Below are 18,068 nucleotides of genomic sequence, written 5' to 3'. Positions count from 1 at the left end.
ACATGGCCGGCGAGCGCTTCGACAGCTTCGGGCGCGCGACGTTGCCCGCGCCCCGCGTCATCGGCATCGATGACGCGATCGTGTTGCTGAAGGGCGGCCAGGCCAGGCAAGCCTCGCTGCTTGCTTATGGCAATGGCAGATCCTACGGCGATTCCTGCCAGAACGAGGCCGGCGCGGTCGTCGACATGCGGCCGCTGAACCGCATCCGCGCCTTCAATGCCGAGACCGGCCTTCTCGAAGCGGATGCGGGCGTGCTTTTGTCCGACATCATTGCCCACGCCGCGCCCTACGGCTTCTTCCCGGCAGTCGTTCCGGGCACGCAGTTCGTCACGCTCGGCGGCGCCATAGCCAACGACGTCCACGGCAAGAACCATCACCGGCGCGGCACGTTCGGCTGCCATGTCGAAAGCCTCACGCTGCTGCGGTCCGATGGACAGACCTACCGCTGCTCCGCCACGGACAATCCGCGGTTGTTCCGGGCGACGATCGGCGGCATGGGGCTGACAGGCCTGATCCTGTCGGCCTCGATCCGGTTGATGCGGGTGCATTCCCTCGACATCATCGAGAAGGTGACGCCGTTTCGCGACCTGGGCGAGTTCTTCGACCTGGCCGAGGCGGCGGACCAGGCCAATGAATATGCCGTCGCCTGGATCGATCAGCTCGCCGGCGGCAGGCGCAGCGGGCGCGGCCTGCTGTTCACAGGCAACCACGCCGAGCATGGCTCGCACACCGCCGCGCGTGCCGGCGGCAATTTCGCGGTGCCGTTCCAGCCGCCTTTCAATGTGCTCAGCCGGCCGTTCCTGAGCGCCTTCAATGCGGCCTACCGATGGCGGAAGGGCCGCTCTGCCGCGCCGCGCCAGGTCGGCTACCAGGACTTCTTCTTCCCGCTGGACGGTGTGCGCGATTGGAACAGGCTTTACGGTCCGAACGGGCTGTTCCAGCACCAGAGCGTTGTGCCGGAAGAAGCCGCGCGTGAAGCGGTGCCGATGCTGCTCGCGGCTGCCAGGCGGGCGGGGCAGGGCTCGTTCCTCACTGTTCTGAAACGCTTCGGCGGCGTCCGATCCCCGGCGCTGCTCTCCTTCCCGCGGCCTGGCTACACGCTGACGCTGGATTTCCCCAACAGGGGAGCCGCGACCCTGGCATTGCTGGATGAACTCGACCGCATCGCCATCGGAGCCGGCGGAGCGGTCAACCCCTACAAGGATGCGCGCATGAGTGCCGCGACCTTCGCCGCGTCCTTTCCGGAGTGGTCGCGGCTGGAGGCGCAGCGCGATCCGGCCTTCATGTCCGGCTTCTGGGCGCGCACCGCGAAAAACATCGACCTGGGAAGGCGGGGCGCCGAGGCCGCCGAATAGATAAAATTGAAATGGATCTTGGTTAGCGACTGGTTAACGAGGAGATTTACTCAAAATATCCTTGTGAGTTCACGAAATCTTTTCGGGTTTGTAATAGAAGGCGTCACGGGTGGGTGAGCAGCTATGAAATATATCGTCTTCATTCTCTTTACGGTCATGACCAATGCGGCCGCGCAGCTGATGCTGAAGCAAGGCATGATGTCGCTTGGGCCGATCTCGTTCGAAGGCGCCAACCCGCTTATCAAGCTGTTGCAGATCGTCTTCAGCCCCTGGGTGTTCCTCGGCCTGTGCACCTTCGTCATTTCCATGGCCTCGCATCTCTACGTGCTGTCCAAGGTCGAGCTTTCCTTTGCCTATCCCTTCCTTAGCCTCGCCTATGTCGCCGTCGCGGTCTTCGCCTATTTCGTCTTCCGCGAGGACCTCAACGGCTGGCGCATCGCGGGTATCGCCTGCATCTGCGTGGGCACGGTGCTGATCGCCCAAAGCGGCCGAGACCTGGGTGACCGGGGACATGACGAACAGACCGTTTCCATCACTCCCGACAAGATCGGCACCAGCGAGATCGTTCGATGAGACATGTGATTTTCGGCGGCGACGGCTTTGTCGGCCGCCACCTTGGCCCGAAGCTCGTGGCGGATGGCGAGGAGGTTGTCGTCGCCGACATCGTCAAGAGCGACCTGGCGCATTATCGCAACGTCGGCTTCATCCATTGCGACGTGACCGATCCCGCATCGGTGGCGGCGGTTGGGCTGAAGGCCGACGACATGGTCTATAATCTGTCGGCAAAGATGCTGTCGCCGATCCAGGTGCGCGCCAAGCGGCACGATTTCTTCTTTCCGGTCAATTTCCATGGCACCGAGCATATCATGCAGGCGATGGACAAGGCTGGCGCACCCAGGCTTGTCCACTACACGACCGACATGATCTACGGCCATACGGTCACCTTCCCGATGACCGAGGAGCATCCGGTCGCGCCGCTCGGCGAATATGGCTGGTCGAAGCAGAAGACGGAGGAACTGGCCGCCGAATGGCGCAAGCGCGGCATGTCGATCTCGCTGTTTCGTCCGCGCCTGATCATCGGTCCCGGCCGCCTCGGCATCCTTGAAAAACTGTTCAAGCTGATCGACTGGAACCTTCCGGTGCCGATGATCGGCTCGGGCCGGAATCCATACCAGTTCATTTCTGTTTTCGATTGTGCGGAAGCTGCCCGCGCGGCCTGGAAAGCCGGCGTACCGAACGAGGCCTATAATCTGGGTTCGCTCAACCCGCCGCCGGTAAGGAAATTGCTCGGCGACCTGATCAGGCATGCCGGTTCGAAATCGATCCTGATTCCGACGCCGGGCTGGGCGGTGAAGCGCACGCTCGACCTGCTCGACCTGATGAACCTGCCGATTATGGATCCCGAGCAATATCTGATCGCCGACGAGGAGTGCGTGCTCGACGTCTCCAAAGCGGGACGCCAACTCGGCTGGGTGCCGCAACATCGCGACGAGGACATGCTGATCGCCGCCTACAGCGAATACCGCGCCAGGAAGGCCGGCCACGCCGTCGCCACCAAACATGTGCCCGCCGAATAGCAGCCCGCCAACAGTTTCATCTGCGCACGATCCCCGATCCTGCGCGCGGACAGGAGATTGAAATGACCGTCATGGCCAAACCCGATCAGGCGAGCGCGCGCACCATGGTCAGCGCGCCGGCGCTGTCGCCAGCCACCATCGCCAAGCCTGACCTGATCAGCGTCGAGCAGGCCAAGGCGATGGACGTCGCTGCGATGACCGACCTGTTCAAGGCGCATCTCAACCCGGGCCAGCTGCATTTCATGAAGCTGCTCGGCTTCCACAAGATCAAGATCGAGCGCGCCGAGGGCATGTTCTACATCGACCAGAACGGCCGCAAGATCCTGGATTTCTTCGGCGGCTTCGGTTCGCTGGCCTTCGGCCACAACCATCCGCGCATCCTCGAAGCGCGCAAGAAATTCCAGGAGGAGAAGCGCCAGGAGATCGCCATCGCCTTCATGTCGCAATATGCGGCCGCGTTGGCCCACAACATCGCCAAATGTTCGCCCGGCGATCTCGACATGGTGTTTCTGGGCTCGTCCGGCTCGGAAGCGATGGAAGCGGCGGTAAAACTCGCCGAGCGTGCCGCCGGCCCGAAGCGGCCGAAAATCGTCTATGCCGAGAATTCCTTCCACGGCAAGACCAAGGGTGTGCTGGCGATCACCGACGGCCAGCTCTACCGCGCCGATTTCAAGGTGGCGGACAATGCGGTCCGGATTCCGTTCGCCGACATCGAAGCGGTCGAGCGCGCATTCCGCGCCGATCCCGAGATCGGCGTCATCGTGCTGGAAACCATCCAGGGCGGCGGCGGCATCATCCAGGCGCCCGCGGAATATTGGCAGAAGCTGCGCGCATTGTGCGATCAATACGGTGTGCTGTGGGTGGCCGACGAAGTGCAGTGCGGCTATGGCCGCTCCGGCCGCTTCTATGCTTTCGAACATTATGGCGTCGTTCCCGACGTGACGGCGCTCGCCAAGTCGCTCGGCGGCGGCAAGGCGGCGGTCGGCGCGATGGTCGCCAGGCGCGAGATCTATATGAAGGCCTATGGCACGCCGAAGACGGCGATGATCCATGCCATGGCGACTTTCGGCGGCATGGGCGAGGCCTGCGTCACCTCGATCGAAGCGCTCAACGTTCTCTATGACGAGGGCCTGATCGACAATGCCGCCGCTACCGGCGAGTACCTTTTGCAGCGCCTCCAGGCATTGAAGGACAAATACCCCAAGGTCATCAAGGATGTCCGCGGCAAGGGGCTCATGATCGGGCTCGAGTTCCATGATTTCTCGCAGACCTTGCCCACGGTGTTGCGGCCGGTGGTCAGCGTGCTTGACGACAAGCTGAAGGGTTCGCTGTCGGGCTTCGTCGGCGCGCTGCTGCTGCGTGACTATGACGTGCTCGTCGCCTTCACCGAGTACAACCGCAACGTCATCCGGCTCGAGCCGCCGCTGATCTGCCAGCGCGAGCATGTCGACCGGTTTGTCGATGCTTTCGACAGCCTTTTGTCGCGCGGCATTGTGGGAATCGTGAAGGATTTCGTCAAAAGCCAGGTTCGTTGAGCCCCACGACGATGCTGACCAAGTCGCCCACTCCGCAAAACCCGCTCGACCGGCTCACAGCGGCCGGCCTGGCGTGGGGTGAGGGGACCTATGCGCGGCTGGCGGCACCCATCGGCGCGGCGGCTTTCGCGCTCTACATCCTTTTGACGGCGCTGACGGCCTGGTTGATGCCCGATGCCAATTGGGACATGCTTCCCTATCTCGCCATATCAGAGGAAGGCACATACCCCGATGCGCAGGCGCTGCATGATTATGCCTACAACACCGTCAAGGCCGGGGTCTCGGCAGGTGACTACAAGACGCTGACCGATGATGGCGGCGGCTTCCGCAGCCACATGGCGGAGAATGCCGCCGACTTCCATTCGCTGCTCGGCATGTACCGGATCAAGTTCCTCTACGCCGAGATCCTGTCGACGCTGAGCGCGGCGATGTCGCCGGTCGAAGCGATGCGGCTGGTGCAGGTGGCCTCGGTGCTGCTGTTCGGCGCGATCACGCTGCTCTGGCTGCGCTCGGAAAAGGCCTTGGCGCTGGCGCCGGTGATCGGCGCGGTGTTGATCATGGCCGATTTCGGCGATGCGGCGCGCGCCTCGACGCCGGATCTGCTGACTTCGGCGCTGCTGCTCGGCGGGCTTTACGCCTATGTCAGGGGCCGCGAGGCGGCGACGGCGATCCTGCTCTTCCTCGCCTTCATGGTGCGGCCGGACAATATTGTCTTTCTTGCCGTTTTCGCCGTTCTGCTCATCGCCTTCCGGCAGCAGGCATGGGGTGCGCTGGTCGGTTTTGCGGCGTCCTTCGTCGCCTATTTCGCCATCTCGCACTGGGCGCATCATCCTGGCTGGTGGCCGCATCTGTGGTTCTCCAGCGTCGAGCAGCACTACAACATGGACGGGTTCGAGCCGCCGTTCTCCGTCGTTGCCTATCTCAAGGCATTTGCCGCATCGCTGCTGCGCGCCGTCAACCTGAACAGCTGGGTCGGCGTCTCGGTGCTGGCGCTGGCCGGCTGGTACGCGGTCGGCCGTGCCGGCTTCCGGATCAACCGACGCGCCGGCATTCTGTTCGCGGCGCTCGTGCTCGGCGCGCTGGCTAAATTCACCGTCTTCCCGATCCACGACACGCGCATCTATTTCCCGCATCTGGTCCCGCCATTCCTGCTGCTGGCCGCCCCTTTCATGGCGCTGTGGGCGACGATCGCCCGCGGCCAGCACCGCGCCGCCTTGCATGCCATTCCCGGAGACACGCCATGAGTTCGCTGTCCAGCCTGACGCGCATCGCGCTGTCGCTTGGCCTTCCGGCTGGTTTGCTCGACCGCGGTCCGTCGCTGCGCGGCACGAAATTCCTGGCCGGGGCGGCACTGAAAGCGCGCTTCGGCGGGACAAGGCGGCCTTTCCAGATGGTCAATGTCGGTGCCTGCGACGGCGCCCTGTTCGACGACGTCACGCCGTGGCTGCATCGCATACCGGGCGCCCGTGCCCTGCTGGTCGAGCCGATCCCCTATAACCAGAAGCGCCTGCGCGCCAATTATCCCGATACCAGCCGCTTCATCATCGAGCCGGTTGCCGTCACGAAAACAAGGGGGACGATCACCGTCCACACCTTCGATGCCGCCGCGCTCGAGGCCGGCACGCTGCCGATCGAGTTCATCGGCTGCTCCTCGGTTACCGACACCAACCTGATGTCGGGCAAGAATGCCTGGGGCGAGGATGACGTGAATTTCAACAAATTCGCGCCCTATCTCAGGGACATCGAAGTGCCGTCCGAGACCTTGCAGACATTGCTCGACCGCAACGGCATCAGCCATATCGACGCCTTCCTCGTCGATTGCGAGGGCGCAGACTGGATGGTCTTCGAGCAACTCGATCTCCAACGCTACCGTCCGGGCATGATCAAGGTCGAGGTCGGCGCACTGCCCGCTCCGGAGATCGGCCAGATCGTGGTCAAGCTCAAGACCGCCGGCTACCAGGTCGGTTTCCAGGCCGAGGACATCTGGGCCTTCGCCTGACGGCAGCGATTTTCCTGATCCAAATCGGGTCGCGACGCATTCGCGGCGTGTCGCAAACAGGCGGTAGCGCGCTCATCGTCGTCTGCATATTGTGCGCCGATCAGACGGGCGCCGACGCCGCCCGCAACAGCACCTGGAGTCGCGGGCAATGGCAGAGTTTCCGAACAAGGCGAAGGTCGTCATCATCGGCCTGGGTGGCATTGTCGGCGCGTCGATCGCCCATCACCTGATCGAACGCGGCTGGGACGACATTGTCGGTATCGACAAATCAGGCATCCCGACCGACATCGGCTCGACGGCGCACGCTTCCGACTTCTGCTACACCACCAGCCACGATTTCCTGTCCTGCTGGACGACGCTCTACTCCATCGATTTCTACGAGAAGATGGGCCATTACGCGCGCATCGGCGGCCTCGAAGTCGCGCGCGTCGGCGATGACAGCCGCATGGACGAAATCAAGCGCAAGATCGCCTCGGCCAAGGCTTTTGGCACGCGCGCCCGGCTGATCGAACCGGCCGAGATCAAGGAGAAATTCCCGCTCATCGAAGAGGCAATGGTGCAGGGCGGCCTGTGGGATCCCGACGCCGGCCTGGTCATCCCGCGCTCGCAGACGGTCGCCGGCAAGCTCGTCGACCAGGCGGAAGCCTCGGGCAAGCTCAAATCCTTCGCCAACACGCCGGCCCGGTCGCTCGTTGTCAAGGACGGCCGCATCAGCGCCGTGGTGACCGACCGCGGCACCATCGAGGCCGACTACGTCATCGTCTGCGCCGGCATCTGGGGGCGGCTGATCGCCGAGATGGTGGGCGAGGACCTGCCCGTCATGCCGATCGACCATCCGCTCACCTTCTTCGGCCCCTACAACGAGTTCGCCGGCACCGGCAAGGAGATCGGCTGGCCGCTGCTGCGCGACCAGGGCAATTCCGCCTATATGCGCGACACCGGTGATCCCAAGACCGCCGAGGGCGGGCAGATCGAGTGGGGTTACTACGAAGAGACCAATCCACGCCTTTGCCATCCGCGCGACCTGCTCGAGAAGGACCAGGCCCGGCTTTCGCCTTCGCAGCGCGACCTCGACATGGAGCAGATCCTGGCGCCGCTGGAGCGCGCCATGGAACTGACGCCGATCCTGGGCGAACTCGGCTACAACGAAAGCCATTCCTTCAACGGCCTGCTGCAGGTGACGGCGGATGGCGGTCCGTCCATGGGCGAGAGCCAGAAGGTGAGGGGGCTGTGGTATGCCGTCGCCATCTGGGTCAAGGACGGCCCCGGCATGGGCAAGCTCATCGCCGACTGGATGACGGACGGCCGCACCTCGATCGACCATCACGCCATCGACTATGCGCGCTTCTATCCGCACCAGACCAAGGAGCAGTTCATCTGGGATCGCTGCACCGAGACGGCGATGAAGGTCTACAATCCTGCCGTGCATCCGCGCGAGCCCTTCTCCAAGGGCCGCAATATCAGGCGCTCGCCGTTCTGGGAGCGCGAGAAGGAACTCGGCGGCTATTTCATGGAGCTGGGCGGCTGGGAGCGCGCGCACGGCTATGCCGCCAACGAGCATCTTCTGGAGAAATACGCCAACCGGGTGCCGGTGCGCGAGAACGAATGGGACAACCGCCATTTCTGGCGCGTGTCCAATGCCGAGCATCTGGCGATGAGCGAAGACTGCGGCATCGTCAACCTGTCGCACTTTTCGATGTATGACATCGAGGGACCCGACCACGTCGCGCTGCTGGAGTGGCTGTGCGCGGCCAAGATCGGCGGCGACAACAATATCGGCAAGGGCATCTACACCCACTTCCTCGACGAGGAAGGCATGGTGCGCGCCGACTTCACGGTCATCCGCATGGCCGACCGCTGCCGTTTGATCGATGGCGCAGACGCCGGCCCGCGCGACTTCCAGTACATGCGCCGCACCGCGCAGGATAAAGGTTTCGATGTCACCATCACCGATGTGACGGAAAAATACGTCACCATCGGCATCTGGGGCCCGAACGCGCGAGCAACCCTGCAAAAGGTGGTCGAGAATCCCGAGGGCCTTGCGCTGGAGAATTTCCCGTTCGCCGCGATCAAGCCGATCCGGATCGCCGGCAAGGACGTCACCGCCTTCCGCATCTCCTATGTCGGCGAACAGGGATGGGAACTGCACATGCGCTACGAGGACGGCCTGGCCGTCTGGGATGCGCTGCGCTCGACCGGCGTCATGCCGTTCGGCGTCGAGACCTATGCCAATACGCGGCGCATGGAAAAGAGCCTGCGTTTGCAGAATGCCGATCTGCTCACCGAGTACAACCTGCTCGAGGCCGATCTTGCCCGCCCGAAAGTCAAGGAGAACGACTTCTGCGGCAAGGCCAAGCACCTGGAATACCGCGCCCGCGAGCACCAGCCGGCGATGCTGTGCACGCTGGTGATGACCGAAAACACCGATTCCAAGGGTGTGGCGCGTTATCCGGTGGGCACGATGCCGGTGCTGGACCCCGAGACCGGCGAGACGTTGGTCGACGAACTCGGCCGCCGTTCCTTCACCACGTCGGTCGCCTACGGCCCGACCATCGGCAAGAACATCGCGCTCGCCTATCTGCCATGGGCCTATGCCCAAGAGGGCCGCAAGCTGAAGGTGGAGTATTTCGGCGAGACCTATCCGGTCGAAGTCGCTGGTGTCGGCTACAAGCCGCTCTACGATCCGGAGAATCTGAAGCCGAGAAGCTAGGCAACCTCCCAGCAGGACTCGTGAGCAAATTTTTGGATAAGCCCGGCGGCCAAGGTCGGGCTTTTCTCTTTTTCGGCTGGCGATTCTGGCTTACCCTGCGGCATGTCTGCTTTTGCTCGCGCAAGACATCTGCTTTCAGGCGCCGCCGCCCTGGCGCTGATGCTGTGGCTGGCCCCGGTGTCGCTCGCGGACGAACCCGTCGACGTCGAACTGGTGCTGGCGGTCGACGTCTCGCTGTCCATGTCGGCGGACGAGCTCGAGATCCAGCGTCGCGGCTACGCGGCTGCATTGACGCACGATCATGTGCTGCAAGCCATCGCCGCCGGCGCTTATGGCAGGATCGCCGTTACTTATGTCGAATGGGCTGGCACCAACTCGCAGCACGTCATCGTGCCGTGGACGGTGATCTCCACTCGCGCCGACGCCGAGCAGGTGGTGGCGCGGCTGTCCGCCCAGCCTCCCAACAGCGCGCGGCGCACGTCTATCTCCGGCGCGCTGGAATTCGGCGCGGACCTTTTCGCAGAAAGTGGCTTTCAAGGGACGAAGCGGGTCATCGATATTTCCGGCGACGGCCCCAACAACCAGGGCGCGCCGGTCGATATCATCCGCGACGAGGTGGTCAAGCAAGGCATCGTCATAAACGGCTTGCCGCTGATGACCCGCGGCGGTTTCACCAGCGCCTACGATGTCAACGATCTCGACCGCTATTACAGCGACTGCGTCATCGGCGGTCCCGGAGCCTTCATGGTTCCGGTCAACGACTGGACGCAGTTTCCCGAAGCTATCCGCCGCAAGCTTGTGCTTGAGCTCGCCGGCCCGGCCTCGCCGCGGTCGGTTGACCAGGCCAATCGTCCGCCGGTGGTGCTGGCGCAGGCCGAACAAACCAGCGATTGCCTGGTCGGCGAAAAGATGTGGCGCAACCGCAATTGGATGCTCGATAGCCGCTGAGAAATTCCAGAAAAAGCGCATAGCGCTTTGCCGGTACGCGCGTAACGCTTTCCCTTTGGAATTGATTGAAAAAAATAGTTAAAGCGGTTCGGCGTTTCCGTGAAATGCCGAACTGTTCCAGGCTTGCCAGTCCGGCAGAAGCAGTGGCAAACTGATCTTGCCGCGCCATCCGGCGGGCGGGGTGACGCGGTCAAACCGAGGAAACACCAGATGAGACGTCTAGCTATCCTGACTGCGGTCGCGTCCATGCTTTACGCCGACGGCGCCAGCGCCCAATACGACGATCAGGCCGCCTGCATCATGTTCGAAAATGGCAATTTTCGCGGACGGTCGATCGCGCTCGGGGCCGACGATTCGGTCAATTTTCGCGGCCGCGAGTTCTGGAACGACCGCGTGTCGTCGGTGATCGTTCGCCGAGGCTGCACTCTCGTTGCCTATGAGGATTCGCGCAGGGGAGGCCGATCGATCGAGATCAGGCGCAGGGTCCGCGATTTCGGCGGTAGCGACTGGAACGACCGAATCTCGTCCGCGGAGTGCTACTGCGACCAGTATTGACGACAAGGTCCTCGGCCTTGCCGTTTTGTGGCGGCAAGGCGAACCTTCGTCGCCGACGATGTGGGCAAACACGGCCCTGTTCATTGACAGCCGGGCGGCGTCCGTGAACATTCCCCCAGAGAAAACAAAGGGGAACTGACATGAACAGGACCATTATCCTTACGCTGGCGCTTGCCGCCGGCTTGTCCGCGCCGGCGACGGCCGCCACATCGGTCACTATCGGGATCAGCGGCTGGACCGGCTTCGCGCCGCTAACGCTCGCCAAACAGGCGGGACTCTTCGAGAAGCACGGCCTCGACGTGACCTTGAAGAAAGTGCCGCAGGCCAGCCGCCCGCTCGCCATCGCCAGCGGCGACCTGCAATGCGCCGCCACCACGGTCGAGACGTGGCAGGTGTGGAACGCCAGCGGCGTGACCACCAAGCAGATCTTCCAGCTCGACAAATCCTACGGCGCCGACGGCATCGTGGTGCGCAACGACATCAAGACCGTCGCCGACCTCAAGGGCAAGACTGTCGCGTCCTCGGCGCCGGGCACCTCGCCCTATTTCCTGCTGGCCTGGGTGCTGAACAAGAACGGCATGTCGACAAAGGATGTCACGGTCGTCAATCTCGAGCCGGACGCGGCGGCGCAGGCCTTCCTTGCCGGCCAGAACGACGCGGCCGTCACCTATGAGCCGTTCATCTCGGCGGTGCGCGACAAGGCCGACCAGGGCCACATATTGGCGACCACGCTCGATTACCCGATGGTGCTCGACACGGTCGGCTGCACGCCCGAATTCCTCAAAGCCAATCCGGACGCCGCCAAGGCGCTTGCCGACAGCTATTTCGACGCGCTCGACCTGATCAAGAAGGACCCGCAGAAATCCTACGGCATCATGGGCGCGGACGTGAAACAGTCGGCCAAGGAGTTCGAGGATTCGGCGAAGTACCTGAAATGGGCCGACCGGGCGGAGAACAAGCAGTTCTTCACCAAGGAGTTCCAGGATTTCTCCAAGACCGCCGGCGAGCTTCTGCTGCAGATGGGGCTGATCAAGGAAGCGCCTGACGTCTCCACGCTGGCCGATACCAGCGCCGTGGCGAACTGAGCGGCCGCTGTCTTGCGGCGGCGCCCCGCGCCGCCGTTTCGCTTCCACAAGGACCGTTGTAAATGCCGCGCCCCCTGCATCCGATCTCGCCGGGCACGCGAACCGTGCTCGGCATTTCCTTCTTCGTGCTGTTCGTCGTTTTCTGGGCGTGGATCACGCTTGGCGGCCACGTCAACCGCATCTTTCTCGCCGATCCGCTGTCGATGCTGCGGGATGGCTGGCGGCTGCTGGTCGAGGACCGGTTCTGGCTCGACATACTGATCACCATCTGGCGCGTCTTCGGCGGCTTTGTGCTGGCATCGGCCGTCGCCGTGCCGCTGGGCATAGCGATGGGCGCGTGGAAACCTGTCGAGGCGTTCCTGGAGCCGTTCGTCTCCTTCGCCCGCTACCTGCCGGCCTCGGCCTTCATTCCGCTGCTCATCCTTTGGGCCGGCATAGGCGAACTGGAGAAGCTGCTGGTCATCTTCGTCGGCTCCGTGTTCCAGATCATCCTGATCATCGCGGTAAAGGTCGGCTCAACGCGCCGCGATCTCGTCGAGGCGGCCTACACGCTCGGCTCCACGGACAACGGCATCGTCAAGCGTGTAATCATGCCCGCCAATGCGCCCGAGATCGCCGAGACGCTGCGGCTGGTGCTCGGCTGGGCTTGGACCTATGTCATCGTCGCTGAACTGATCGGCTCGTCGTCGGGCATCGGCTACATGATCATCAACAGCCAGTCGCGACTGGCAACCGGCCAGATCATCTTCGGCATCATCGTCATCGGGCTGATCGGGCTGTTGTCCGATCTTGCCTTCAAGGCGCTTAATCGCTGGCTCTTCCCATGGAGCCTGGCATGAGCAAGCTTCTCATCGAGGGCGTCTCGCGCACGTTCGCCGGCGTGCGCGGCGGCTCACCGGTCCAGGCGCTGATGCCTGTCGACCTGGCGGTCGCGGCCAATGATTTCATCACCATCCTGGGACCTTCGGGATGCGGGAAGTCGACGCTCTTGCGCATCGTCGCCGGGCTGGAGGCGCCGAGCGAAGGGCGCGTGCTGCTCGACGGCAAAGCGGTGATCCGGCCGGGGCCGGATCGCGGCATGGTCTTCCAGTCCTATACGCTGTTCCCATGGCTGACGGTCGCCGAAAACATCGCCTTCGGCCTGCGCGAACGCGGCATGGCCGAGCGGGAGAGGGGCGAAATCGTCGCCTCCTATATCGACCTCGTCGGGCTGAAGGGCTTCGAGAACCACTGGCCGAAGCAACTTTCCGGCGGCATGCAGCAGCGCACGGCGATCGCCAGGGCGCTGGCCAATGACCCCGCGATCCTTTTGCTGGACGAGCCGTTCGGCGCGCTCGACAACCAGACGCGCGGGCTGATGCAGGAGTTGCTGCTCGGCATCTGGGAACGGCGCAAGAAGACGGTTCTGTTCGTCACCCACGACATCGAGGAGGCGATCTTCATGGCATCGCGCGTGGTGGTGATGACGGCCAGGCCCGGCCGGATCAAGTCGGACGTCGCCATCGACCTGCCGCACCCGCGCCACTACACGCTGAAGACCAGTCCGGAATTCTCCGTGTTGAAGACGCGGCTGACCGAGGACATACGTGTCGAGGCGATGCGGTCGGCAGAGGCGCTCTGAGGCGCGCCTCTATGCCGCCAGCAGCTGCTTGCGGTCGACGCGTTCCTGCTGCGGCGAGCGGGCGTAGAGCTCGCGGTAGCATTTCGAGAAATGCGAGGCCGAAACGAAGCCGCAGGCGACCGCCACCTCGACCACCGGCATCGAGGACTGGATCAAGAGATGCCTTGCACGGTCGAGGCGGATTTCGAGATAATAGCGGGCCGGCGAGCGTCCCATCTCGGTGCGGAACAGCCGCTCGATCTGGCGACGCGACAGGTCGACATGGTCGGCGATCTCGATCAGCGACAGCGGCTCCGACAGATTGCCTTCCATCAGTTCGATGATGGTCAGCACTTTCGAGTTCTGTACGCCGAGCCGGGCGCGCAGCGGCAGGCGCTGGCGGTCGGTGGGGCTGCGCACACGGTCGGTCAGCACCTGTTCGCAGACGCGGTTGACGAGATTCTCGTCGAAATCGTCGCCGATCAGCTTCAGCATCATGTCGAGCGCGGCGGTGCCGCCGGCGCAGGTGTAGATGTTCTGGTCGATCTCGAACAGGTCGGCAAAGACATTGGCCTTCGGGAATGCCTCGGAGAAGCCCGGCAGGTTCTCCCAATGGATGGCGCAGCGCTTGTTGGACAACAGGCCGGCAGCGGCCAGAACATGCGCTCCGGTGCACAGGCCGCCGACGGAGACGCCACGATTGTATTCCTCGCGCAGCCATGCGAAAGCGGACTTGTTCTGATAGCGCTCGACATTGGTGCCGCTACAGACGATGGCCATGTTGGGGCGATCCGGCCCTCCCATTTTCCTGCGCTCCTCCTCCAGCGAGGTGTTGACCGCGCATTCGACACCGTTCGAAGCGCGCACCGGCTTGCCGTCGATGCTGGCGAGGCGCCATCGATAGGCCTCGTAGCCGAGCATGCGATTGGCCGAGCGCAGCGGGTCGAGCGCCGTCGCAAACGCGATCATGGTGAAGTCGGGAATGAGAAAAAATACAAACGATCGCTTGATCGGATGCTTAACGGCGTTCACGGGAACCTCACGCAGCCATGGCGCGAACAGAATGTCGCGAATAGCATAGCGACAACAGGAAAAACCATCCTTGTCAATCGGCTAAGGAGCTTTAGCAAGATTTAATTTGCGACATGGGTCGCAAATGGGCAATCGTGTTGCGATGCCGCGCAGCCGCGGCGCCGTCCATGATGGAAGCGCCGTCAGGGGTGTGCAAACAAACGCCGCCTCGGCGGAACCGGGCGGCGTCATCTATTCAGGCAGCGCGAAGGAGCGCTGCCTGCGGGATCGGTTCAGGCGACGAAACCGAGGCGTGCGGCAGCCATGGCGCCGGTCTGGCCGGGCATGGTGTTGGCAAGGCGCTGGCGCTCGAGGGCCGTGGTCAGGTTCATTTCGCGGCGAGGGAAAAGGCGGGCAAAAAGCTTCATGTTCATCTCCAATCGGTTGCTCAGACGGGTCGCCTTCGCTTGATGGAGTGGGGCAGCTCGTTTGCTGGCGTGGATATAGGCTTGTGTAAGTAAAAACTAAATCGCAAAAGCGAAGCACTTCATATGAAAAGCGACACGCAAGGCGGGAGCCTTTGTAGGCACTCCCGGATTTTTCGTTAGCTTACAAAGCGTTAGCTCAAAACCCAGCCGCTATGCGGCTTGTTCATATGCGCCATGCAGCGGCAGCATGGCTCCGAAATTCATGTGAACGCAAATAAAACGGCAAAACAGGTCGGTAAAACAAGAAGACCTGCCCGGCGGTTTGCGCGGCAGGCCTTCAATGCATGATACACACGGTTTACTTTGCTCCAGCCCAGGATCCGACGCCGGCGCGTATGCCGGCCTTCGTGTCGGCCGCTTCAGGCCAGCCAATATCCTTCTGCAGCTCGATCGGCAGGGAGCGGATGGCGCGTTCGGTCTGGTAGCGGGCGCGGGCCGCGCTGAATTCGGTCGCAAGCCGACCGATGGATGACAGGATAGACATTTCGATCTCCTCGTGTCGGGGCGGAAGTGCCCGGCAATGCCTTACGTCAGGTCTGTATCAGCTTCATTGCATGTCGAAGGCAGGTCTGTGTCGTGATCGTTTCGTGGCTGCCTTGGCAGCATCCTGCTTCGATGGAGTTGACTATGCGCCCGAACTGATGTTCAATCAAACGAAATGGAATGATAGTTTGCATCAGAAAAATTGAAGGTCGATCGTCATGAACGCCCCACTCAATCATCCGCTGCCGCTGCTGGACCTCGACGTGCTGCGCACTTTCGTGGCGATCGCCGAAACCGGCAGCTTCACCACCGCGGCCAATGCCGTCTTCCGTACGCCCTCGGCGGTCTCCATGCAGATCAAGAAGCTGGAAGATATTCTGGGCCGCTCGGTGTTCGCGCGCGATGCGCGCTCGGTGACGCTGACCACCGACGGGGAAATGCTGCTGGGCTATGCCCGTCGTCTGCTGTCGATCAATCGCGAGGCGGTGTCCAAGTTCATCATTCCCGACATTGTCGGCGTGGTGCGGCTGGGTTCGCCGGACGATTATGGCGAGCGCGTGCTGCCGCATGTGCTGAAGCGTTTTGCGCAGTCGCATCCATCGATCGCCGTCGACGTCACCATCGACCAGAGCAGCAATCTGCGCCGGCGCATGGATGACCGGGCGCTCGACATCACGCTGCTCACCAATTCCTACAAGACCAGCGCGCTCGGCGCCGAGGTGCTGTTGACGGAGCCGATCGTCTGGGCCGGCGCCAAGGGCGGCTGCGCGCATCTGCGCGAACCCTTGCCGGTGTCGCTGTGGGAAGAGGGCTGCGCCTGGCGGGCAGGGGCGCTCGAAGCGCTGAGCCGCGAGGGCCGCAACTACCGCATCGCGTATATGAGCGCGCATACGGCCGGCCAGCGCGCCGCCATCATGTCAGATCTCGCCGTGGCGCCGCTGCCGAAGTCTTTCCTCGGCAACGACATGGTCGAGCTCTGCCCCAAGGACGGCATGCCCGATATCGGCACCTACAACCTCGCCATGGTGGTAGCGCCGGACGCCAGCGCGCCGGTCAAGGCGGTGGCCGACCACATCCGGGCGACGTTCGAAGTCTTCCGGGAAACCGGCAAGTTCTGATCAACCGGGGTACTCTGACTGGAGGCCCTGCCCCGAAGCCTCGGTGGACGGCGCTTCGAAGCCTGCTCCGGCGCCTTCAACAGGGGGTGAGGGGTTCTCGGTCAGAAACGCCACGATCCGTTCGCGCGCGCGGCGCGATTCCGGCATATCGATCAGCGGCCAGACGTGGAACATGCCTTCCTCGTGCACGAGCTCTACCTCGACGCCAGCGGCCCGTGCTTTTTGTGCGAAGATCAGATTGTCGGGCGTGAGAAGATCGCGAGAGCCCGCCAGGAGCAATGTCCTGGGTAGTACCGAGAGATCGCCATAGACGGGGCTGATATGCCAGTCAGTCGGGTCTATTCCGGCACTGTAGAGCCGGATGGCCTCCCGTCCGCCCGCGATGCCCAGCCAGGGATCGTTCCGCTCCGCCTCGAACACCTCGGGGTTTGCAAGCGAGACGTCGAGGCCGGGTGAGATCAGCACATGGCGCGACGGCAAGGGCAGGCCTTCTTCGGCAGCCATCATGGTGAGCACCACGGCCATGTTGCCGCCGGCGGAATCGCCCATGAAGATTATGTCTTCCGCCTCCGTCTCGCCGAGCATCCGGCGATAGACGTCGCCGACCATGCCGAACATGGCGTGGAAGTCATGCTCGGGCGCGATGGGATAGATGGGCACAGTAAAGGCATAGCCCAGCCGGTCGGCCATGTCGGCGATCAGGTGCCAATGATAGGGCGTGATTTCAAAGACATAGGCGCCGCCGTGCAGATAGAGAACCCGCTTGCGCTCGCCGGCCCTGGGGGCGATCTCGTAGACGGGAAAGCCGTCGACGGTGCGCGTCTCGATGTTGAAGCGCTGCTGCACTGACACCGGAGGGTGATGGTCCTCTGTCCGGCGCGCCGCAGCGATCCAGCGCTGCAGGTTTTCCGGGCTGGAAAACGCCTTCTTGCGACTGTGCCTGAGCACGAAGGATACGACGTGGCTTTTCAAACTTGGCATGCGGATACACGAACTTCGGCGGCAGCCGACTAAGAGAAGTCCCCTTCATATTTGAAGATCGTGCCCTGGTCGAAGATGTCAAGATTTACGCTGTGTGCACACGTCGCTGTGATGGGCGCCGCATTTCTCGCGGGAGGGATCAGCGCTGCGGCAGAAGGGCTGCGCGCAGGCGGTTGCTGGTGACGGCCGGAGCCCCTCGCGGGCTCCGGCGCGTGCCGAGCAGTTTGCACTTTTCGGCGAAGGTCATCAGCGCGTAAAGCCCAAAAGCAGGGCGGAAAGCGCCGCCTGCGGGTCGCTGGGCGGCGAGGCCGGCCAGCCGATGTCTTTCTGGACATGCGCCGGCAGGCTGTTCAGGGCGCGGACGGCCTTGTTCCTGGCATGGGCCTGCCTGATGGTCGCACCGTAGCGGCCGAGATTTTCGAACATCGACATTTTCATCTCCCTTGAAGAACGGCGGCGGCCGAGGATTATCTTCGGCCGCCGTTCGATGCCGGGTAAATGCGCCTGCCATGTATCGGTCGGATTTCGCGAAAACGGTGATTTGGTTTCCGGATCAGTCATTCCGGAAACATTTGCATACAAATGAAATTGCAGGGCGATTGACACCCCCGAGCGATCGCTTC

General features: G+C 63.0%; 18 protein-coding genes. 13 read left to right on the top strand and 5 right to left on the bottom strand.

The features are described from left to right. Positions 1–2: 2 nt before the first annotated feature. The 12 genes from LB545_RS13250 to LB545_RS13195 all read left to right on the top strand — a co-directional run bounded on the left by LB545_RS13250 (position 3) and on the right by LB545_RS13195 (position 13,385). Positions 3–1,355 carry an FAD-dependent oxidoreductase gene (locus LB545_RS13250; protein WP_140495631.1) on the top strand — a complete coding sequence of 451 codons (1,353 nt, stop codon included), beginning with the start codon at positions 3–5 and terminating at the stop codon, positions 1,353–1,355. 123 nt (positions 1,356–1,478) lie between these two features. Further along, complete coding sequence (locus tag LB545_RS13245) at positions 1,479–1,928, top strand: EamA family transporter (protein WP_140760762.1); 450 nt, start codon at positions 1,479–1,481, stop codon at positions 1,926–1,928. Next, positions 1,925–2,932 (top strand): NAD-dependent epimerase/dehydratase family protein, encoded by a 1,008-nt coding sequence (locus LB545_RS13240; RefSeq protein WP_224705206.1) that lies wholly within the window; start codon positions 1,925–1,927, stop codon positions 2,930–2,932. Before LB545_RS13245 ends, LB545_RS13240 begins: the two co-directional genes overlap by 4 nt. A 104-nt stretch (positions 2,933–3,036) precedes the next feature. After that, complete coding sequence (locus tag LB545_RS13235) at positions 3,037–4,467, top strand: aspartate aminotransferase family protein (RefSeq protein WP_224705263.1); 1,431 nt, start codon at positions 3,037–3,039, stop codon at positions 4,465–4,467. A gap of 11 nt (positions 4,468–4,478) precedes the next feature. Next, positions 4,479–5,711 (top strand): hypothetical protein, encoded by a 1,233-nt coding sequence (locus LB545_RS13230; protein WP_224705262.1) that lies wholly within the window; start codon positions 4,479–4,481, stop codon positions 5,709–5,711. Continuing rightward, positions 5,708–6,466, top strand: coding sequence for an FkbM family methyltransferase (locus LB545_RS13225; protein ID WP_140670271.1), 759 nt, complete (start codon positions 5,708–5,710; stop codon positions 6,464–6,466). Before LB545_RS13230 ends, LB545_RS13225 begins: the two co-directional genes overlap by 4 nt. Positions 6,467–6,614: 148 nt before the next feature. Beyond that, positions 6,615–9,176, top strand: a complete 2,562-nt coding sequence (locus LB545_RS13220; RefSeq protein ID WP_140521113.1) for an FAD-dependent oxidoreductase — start codon at positions 6,615–6,617, stop codon at positions 9,174–9,176. Between the two features lie 102 nt (positions 9,177–9,278). After that, positions 9,279–10,124 (top strand): DUF1194 domain-containing protein, encoded by an 846-nt coding sequence (locus LB545_RS13215; RefSeq protein ID WP_140564158.1) that lies wholly within the window; start codon positions 9,279–9,281, stop codon positions 10,122–10,124. 210 nt (positions 10,125–10,334) lie between these two features. Further along, positions 10,335–10,679, top strand: a complete 345-nt coding sequence (locus LB545_RS13210) for a peptidase inhibitor family I36 protein (RefSeq protein WP_140495638.1) — start codon at positions 10,335–10,337, stop codon at positions 10,677–10,679. A gap of 140 nt (positions 10,680–10,819) precedes the next feature. Further along, entirely contained in the window at positions 10,820–11,764 is a 945-nt protein-coding gene (locus LB545_RS13205) for an ABC transporter substrate-binding protein (RefSeq protein WP_140555034.1), read from the top strand. A 62-nt stretch (positions 11,765–11,826) separates the two neighbouring features. Further along, on the top strand, positions 11,827–12,603 hold the full coding sequence (locus LB545_RS13200; RefSeq protein ID WP_140495640.1) for an ABC transporter permease: 777 nt from the start codon (positions 11,827–11,829) through the stop codon (positions 12,601–12,603). Beyond that, positions 12,600–13,385, top strand: coding sequence for an ABC transporter ATP-binding protein (locus tag LB545_RS13195; RefSeq protein ID WP_224705205.1), 786 nt, complete (start codon positions 12,600–12,602; stop codon positions 13,383–13,385). Before LB545_RS13200 ends, LB545_RS13195 begins: the two co-directional genes overlap by 4 nt. A 9-nt stretch (positions 13,386–13,394) precedes the next feature. On the opposite strand, the gene LB545_RS13190 is transcribed toward LB545_RS13195, so the two are convergent. From LB545_RS13190 to LB545_RS13185, 3 genes are all read right to left on the bottom strand, one after another. Beyond that, positions 13,395–14,333, bottom strand: a complete 939-nt coding sequence (locus LB545_RS13190; protein WP_263482988.1) for a GlxA family transcriptional regulator — start codon at positions 14,331–14,333, stop codon at positions 13,395–13,397. Positions 14,334–14,668: 335 nt separating this feature from the next. Then, positions 14,669–14,803: a hypothetical protein gene (locus tag LB545_RS30845; protein WP_127853696.1), complete on the bottom strand. Its 135-nt coding sequence runs from the start codon at positions 14,801–14,803 to the stop codon at positions 14,669–14,671. Positions 14,804–15,161: 358 nt separating this feature from the next. Then, a complete protein-coding gene (locus LB545_RS13185) occupies positions 15,162–15,347 on the bottom strand; it encodes a hypothetical protein (RefSeq protein ID WP_140495643.1) in 186 nt (61 codons plus the stop codon). 217 nt (positions 15,348–15,564) lie between these two features. Here LB545_RS13185 and LB545_RS13180 point away from each other — a divergent pair, with 217 nt between their 5' ends. Further along, entirely contained in the window at positions 15,565–16,464 is a 900-nt protein-coding gene (locus tag LB545_RS13180; protein ID WP_140495644.1) for a LysR substrate-binding domain-containing protein, read from the top strand. On the opposite strand, the gene LB545_RS13175 is transcribed toward LB545_RS13180, so the two are convergent. After that, positions 16,465–17,445: an alpha/beta hydrolase gene (locus LB545_RS13175; RefSeq protein ID WP_140559611.1), complete on the bottom strand. Its 981-nt coding sequence runs from the start codon at positions 17,443–17,445 to the stop codon at positions 16,465–16,467. Between the two features lie 246 nt (positions 17,446–17,691). Beyond that, a complete protein-coding gene (locus LB545_RS31005; RefSeq protein ID WP_318012538.1) occupies positions 17,692–18,051 on the bottom strand; it encodes a hypothetical protein in 360 nt (119 codons plus the stop codon). Positions 18,052–18,068 lie beyond the last annotated feature (17 nt).

The sequence above is a fragment of the Mesorhizobium sp. BR1-1-6 genome, from assembly GCF_020165355.1.
Taxonomy (GTDB): Bacteria; Pseudomonadota; Alphaproteobacteria; order Rhizobiales; family Rhizobiaceae; genus Mesorhizobium.
The sequence above is the reverse complement of the archived record's forward strand: the minus strand, read 5'-3'. Positions and strand labels throughout refer to the sequence as shown.

Excerpts from the sequence above, each read along its gene's own strand:
- LB545_RS13250 (WP_140495631.1), top strand. The coding sequence starts at position 3 with ATGGCCGGCGAGCGCTTCGACAGCTTCGGGCGCGCGACGTTGCCCGCG.
- LB545_RS13245 (WP_140760762.1), top strand. The coding sequence starts at position 1,479 with ATGAAATATATCGTCTTCATTCTCTTTACGGTCATGACCAATGCGGCC.
- LB545_RS13240 (WP_224705206.1), top strand. The coding sequence starts at position 1,925 with ATGAGACATGTGATTTTCGGCGGCGACGGCTTTGTCGGCCGCCACCTT.
- LB545_RS13235 (WP_224705263.1), top strand. The coding sequence starts at position 3,037 with ATGGTCAGCGCGCCGGCGCTGTCGCCAGCCACCATCGCCAAGCCTGAC.
- LB545_RS13230 (WP_224705262.1), top strand. The coding sequence starts at position 4,479 with ATGCTGACCAAGTCGCCCACTCCGCAAAACCCGCTCGACCGGCTCACA.
- LB545_RS13225 (WP_140670271.1), top strand. The coding sequence starts at position 5,708 with ATGAGTTCGCTGTCCAGCCTGACGCGCATCGCGCTGTCGCTTGGCCTT.
- LB545_RS13220 (WP_140521113.1), top strand. The coding sequence starts at position 6,615 with ATGGCAGAGTTTCCGAACAAGGCGAAGGTCGTCATCATCGGCCTGGGT.
- LB545_RS13215 (WP_140564158.1), top strand. The coding sequence starts at position 9,279 with ATGTCTGCTTTTGCTCGCGCAAGACATCTGCTTTCAGGCGCCGCCGCC.
- LB545_RS13210 (WP_140495638.1), top strand. The coding sequence starts at position 10,335 with ATGAGACGTCTAGCTATCCTGACTGCGGTCGCGTCCATGCTTTACGCC.
- LB545_RS13205 (WP_140555034.1), top strand. The coding sequence starts at position 10,820 with ATGAACAGGACCATTATCCTTACGCTGGCGCTTGCCGCCGGCTTGTCC.
- LB545_RS13200 (WP_140495640.1), top strand. The coding sequence starts at position 11,827 with ATGCCGCGCCCCCTGCATCCGATCTCGCCGGGCACGCGAACCGTGCTC.
- LB545_RS13195 (WP_224705205.1), top strand. The coding sequence starts at position 12,600 with ATGAGCAAGCTTCTCATCGAGGGCGTCTCGCGCACGTTCGCCGGCGTG.
- LB545_RS13190 (WP_263482988.1), bottom strand. The coding sequence starts at position 14,333 with ATGATCGCGTTTGCGACGGCGCTCGACCCGCTGCGCTCGGCCAATCGC.
- LB545_RS30845 (WP_127853696.1), bottom strand. The coding sequence starts at position 14,803 with ATGAAGCTTTTTGCCCGCCTTTTCCCTCGCCGCGAAATGAACCTGACC.
- LB545_RS13185 (WP_140495643.1), bottom strand. The coding sequence starts at position 15,347 with ATGTCTATCCTGTCATCCATCGGTCGGCTTGCGACCGAATTCAGCGCG.
- LB545_RS13180 (WP_140495644.1), top strand. The coding sequence starts at position 15,565 with ATGAACGCCCCACTCAATCATCCGCTGCCGCTGCTGGACCTCGACGTG.
- LB545_RS13175 (WP_140559611.1), bottom strand. The coding sequence starts at position 17,445 with ATGCCAAGTTTGAAAAGCCACGTCGTATCCTTCGTGCTCAGGCACAGT.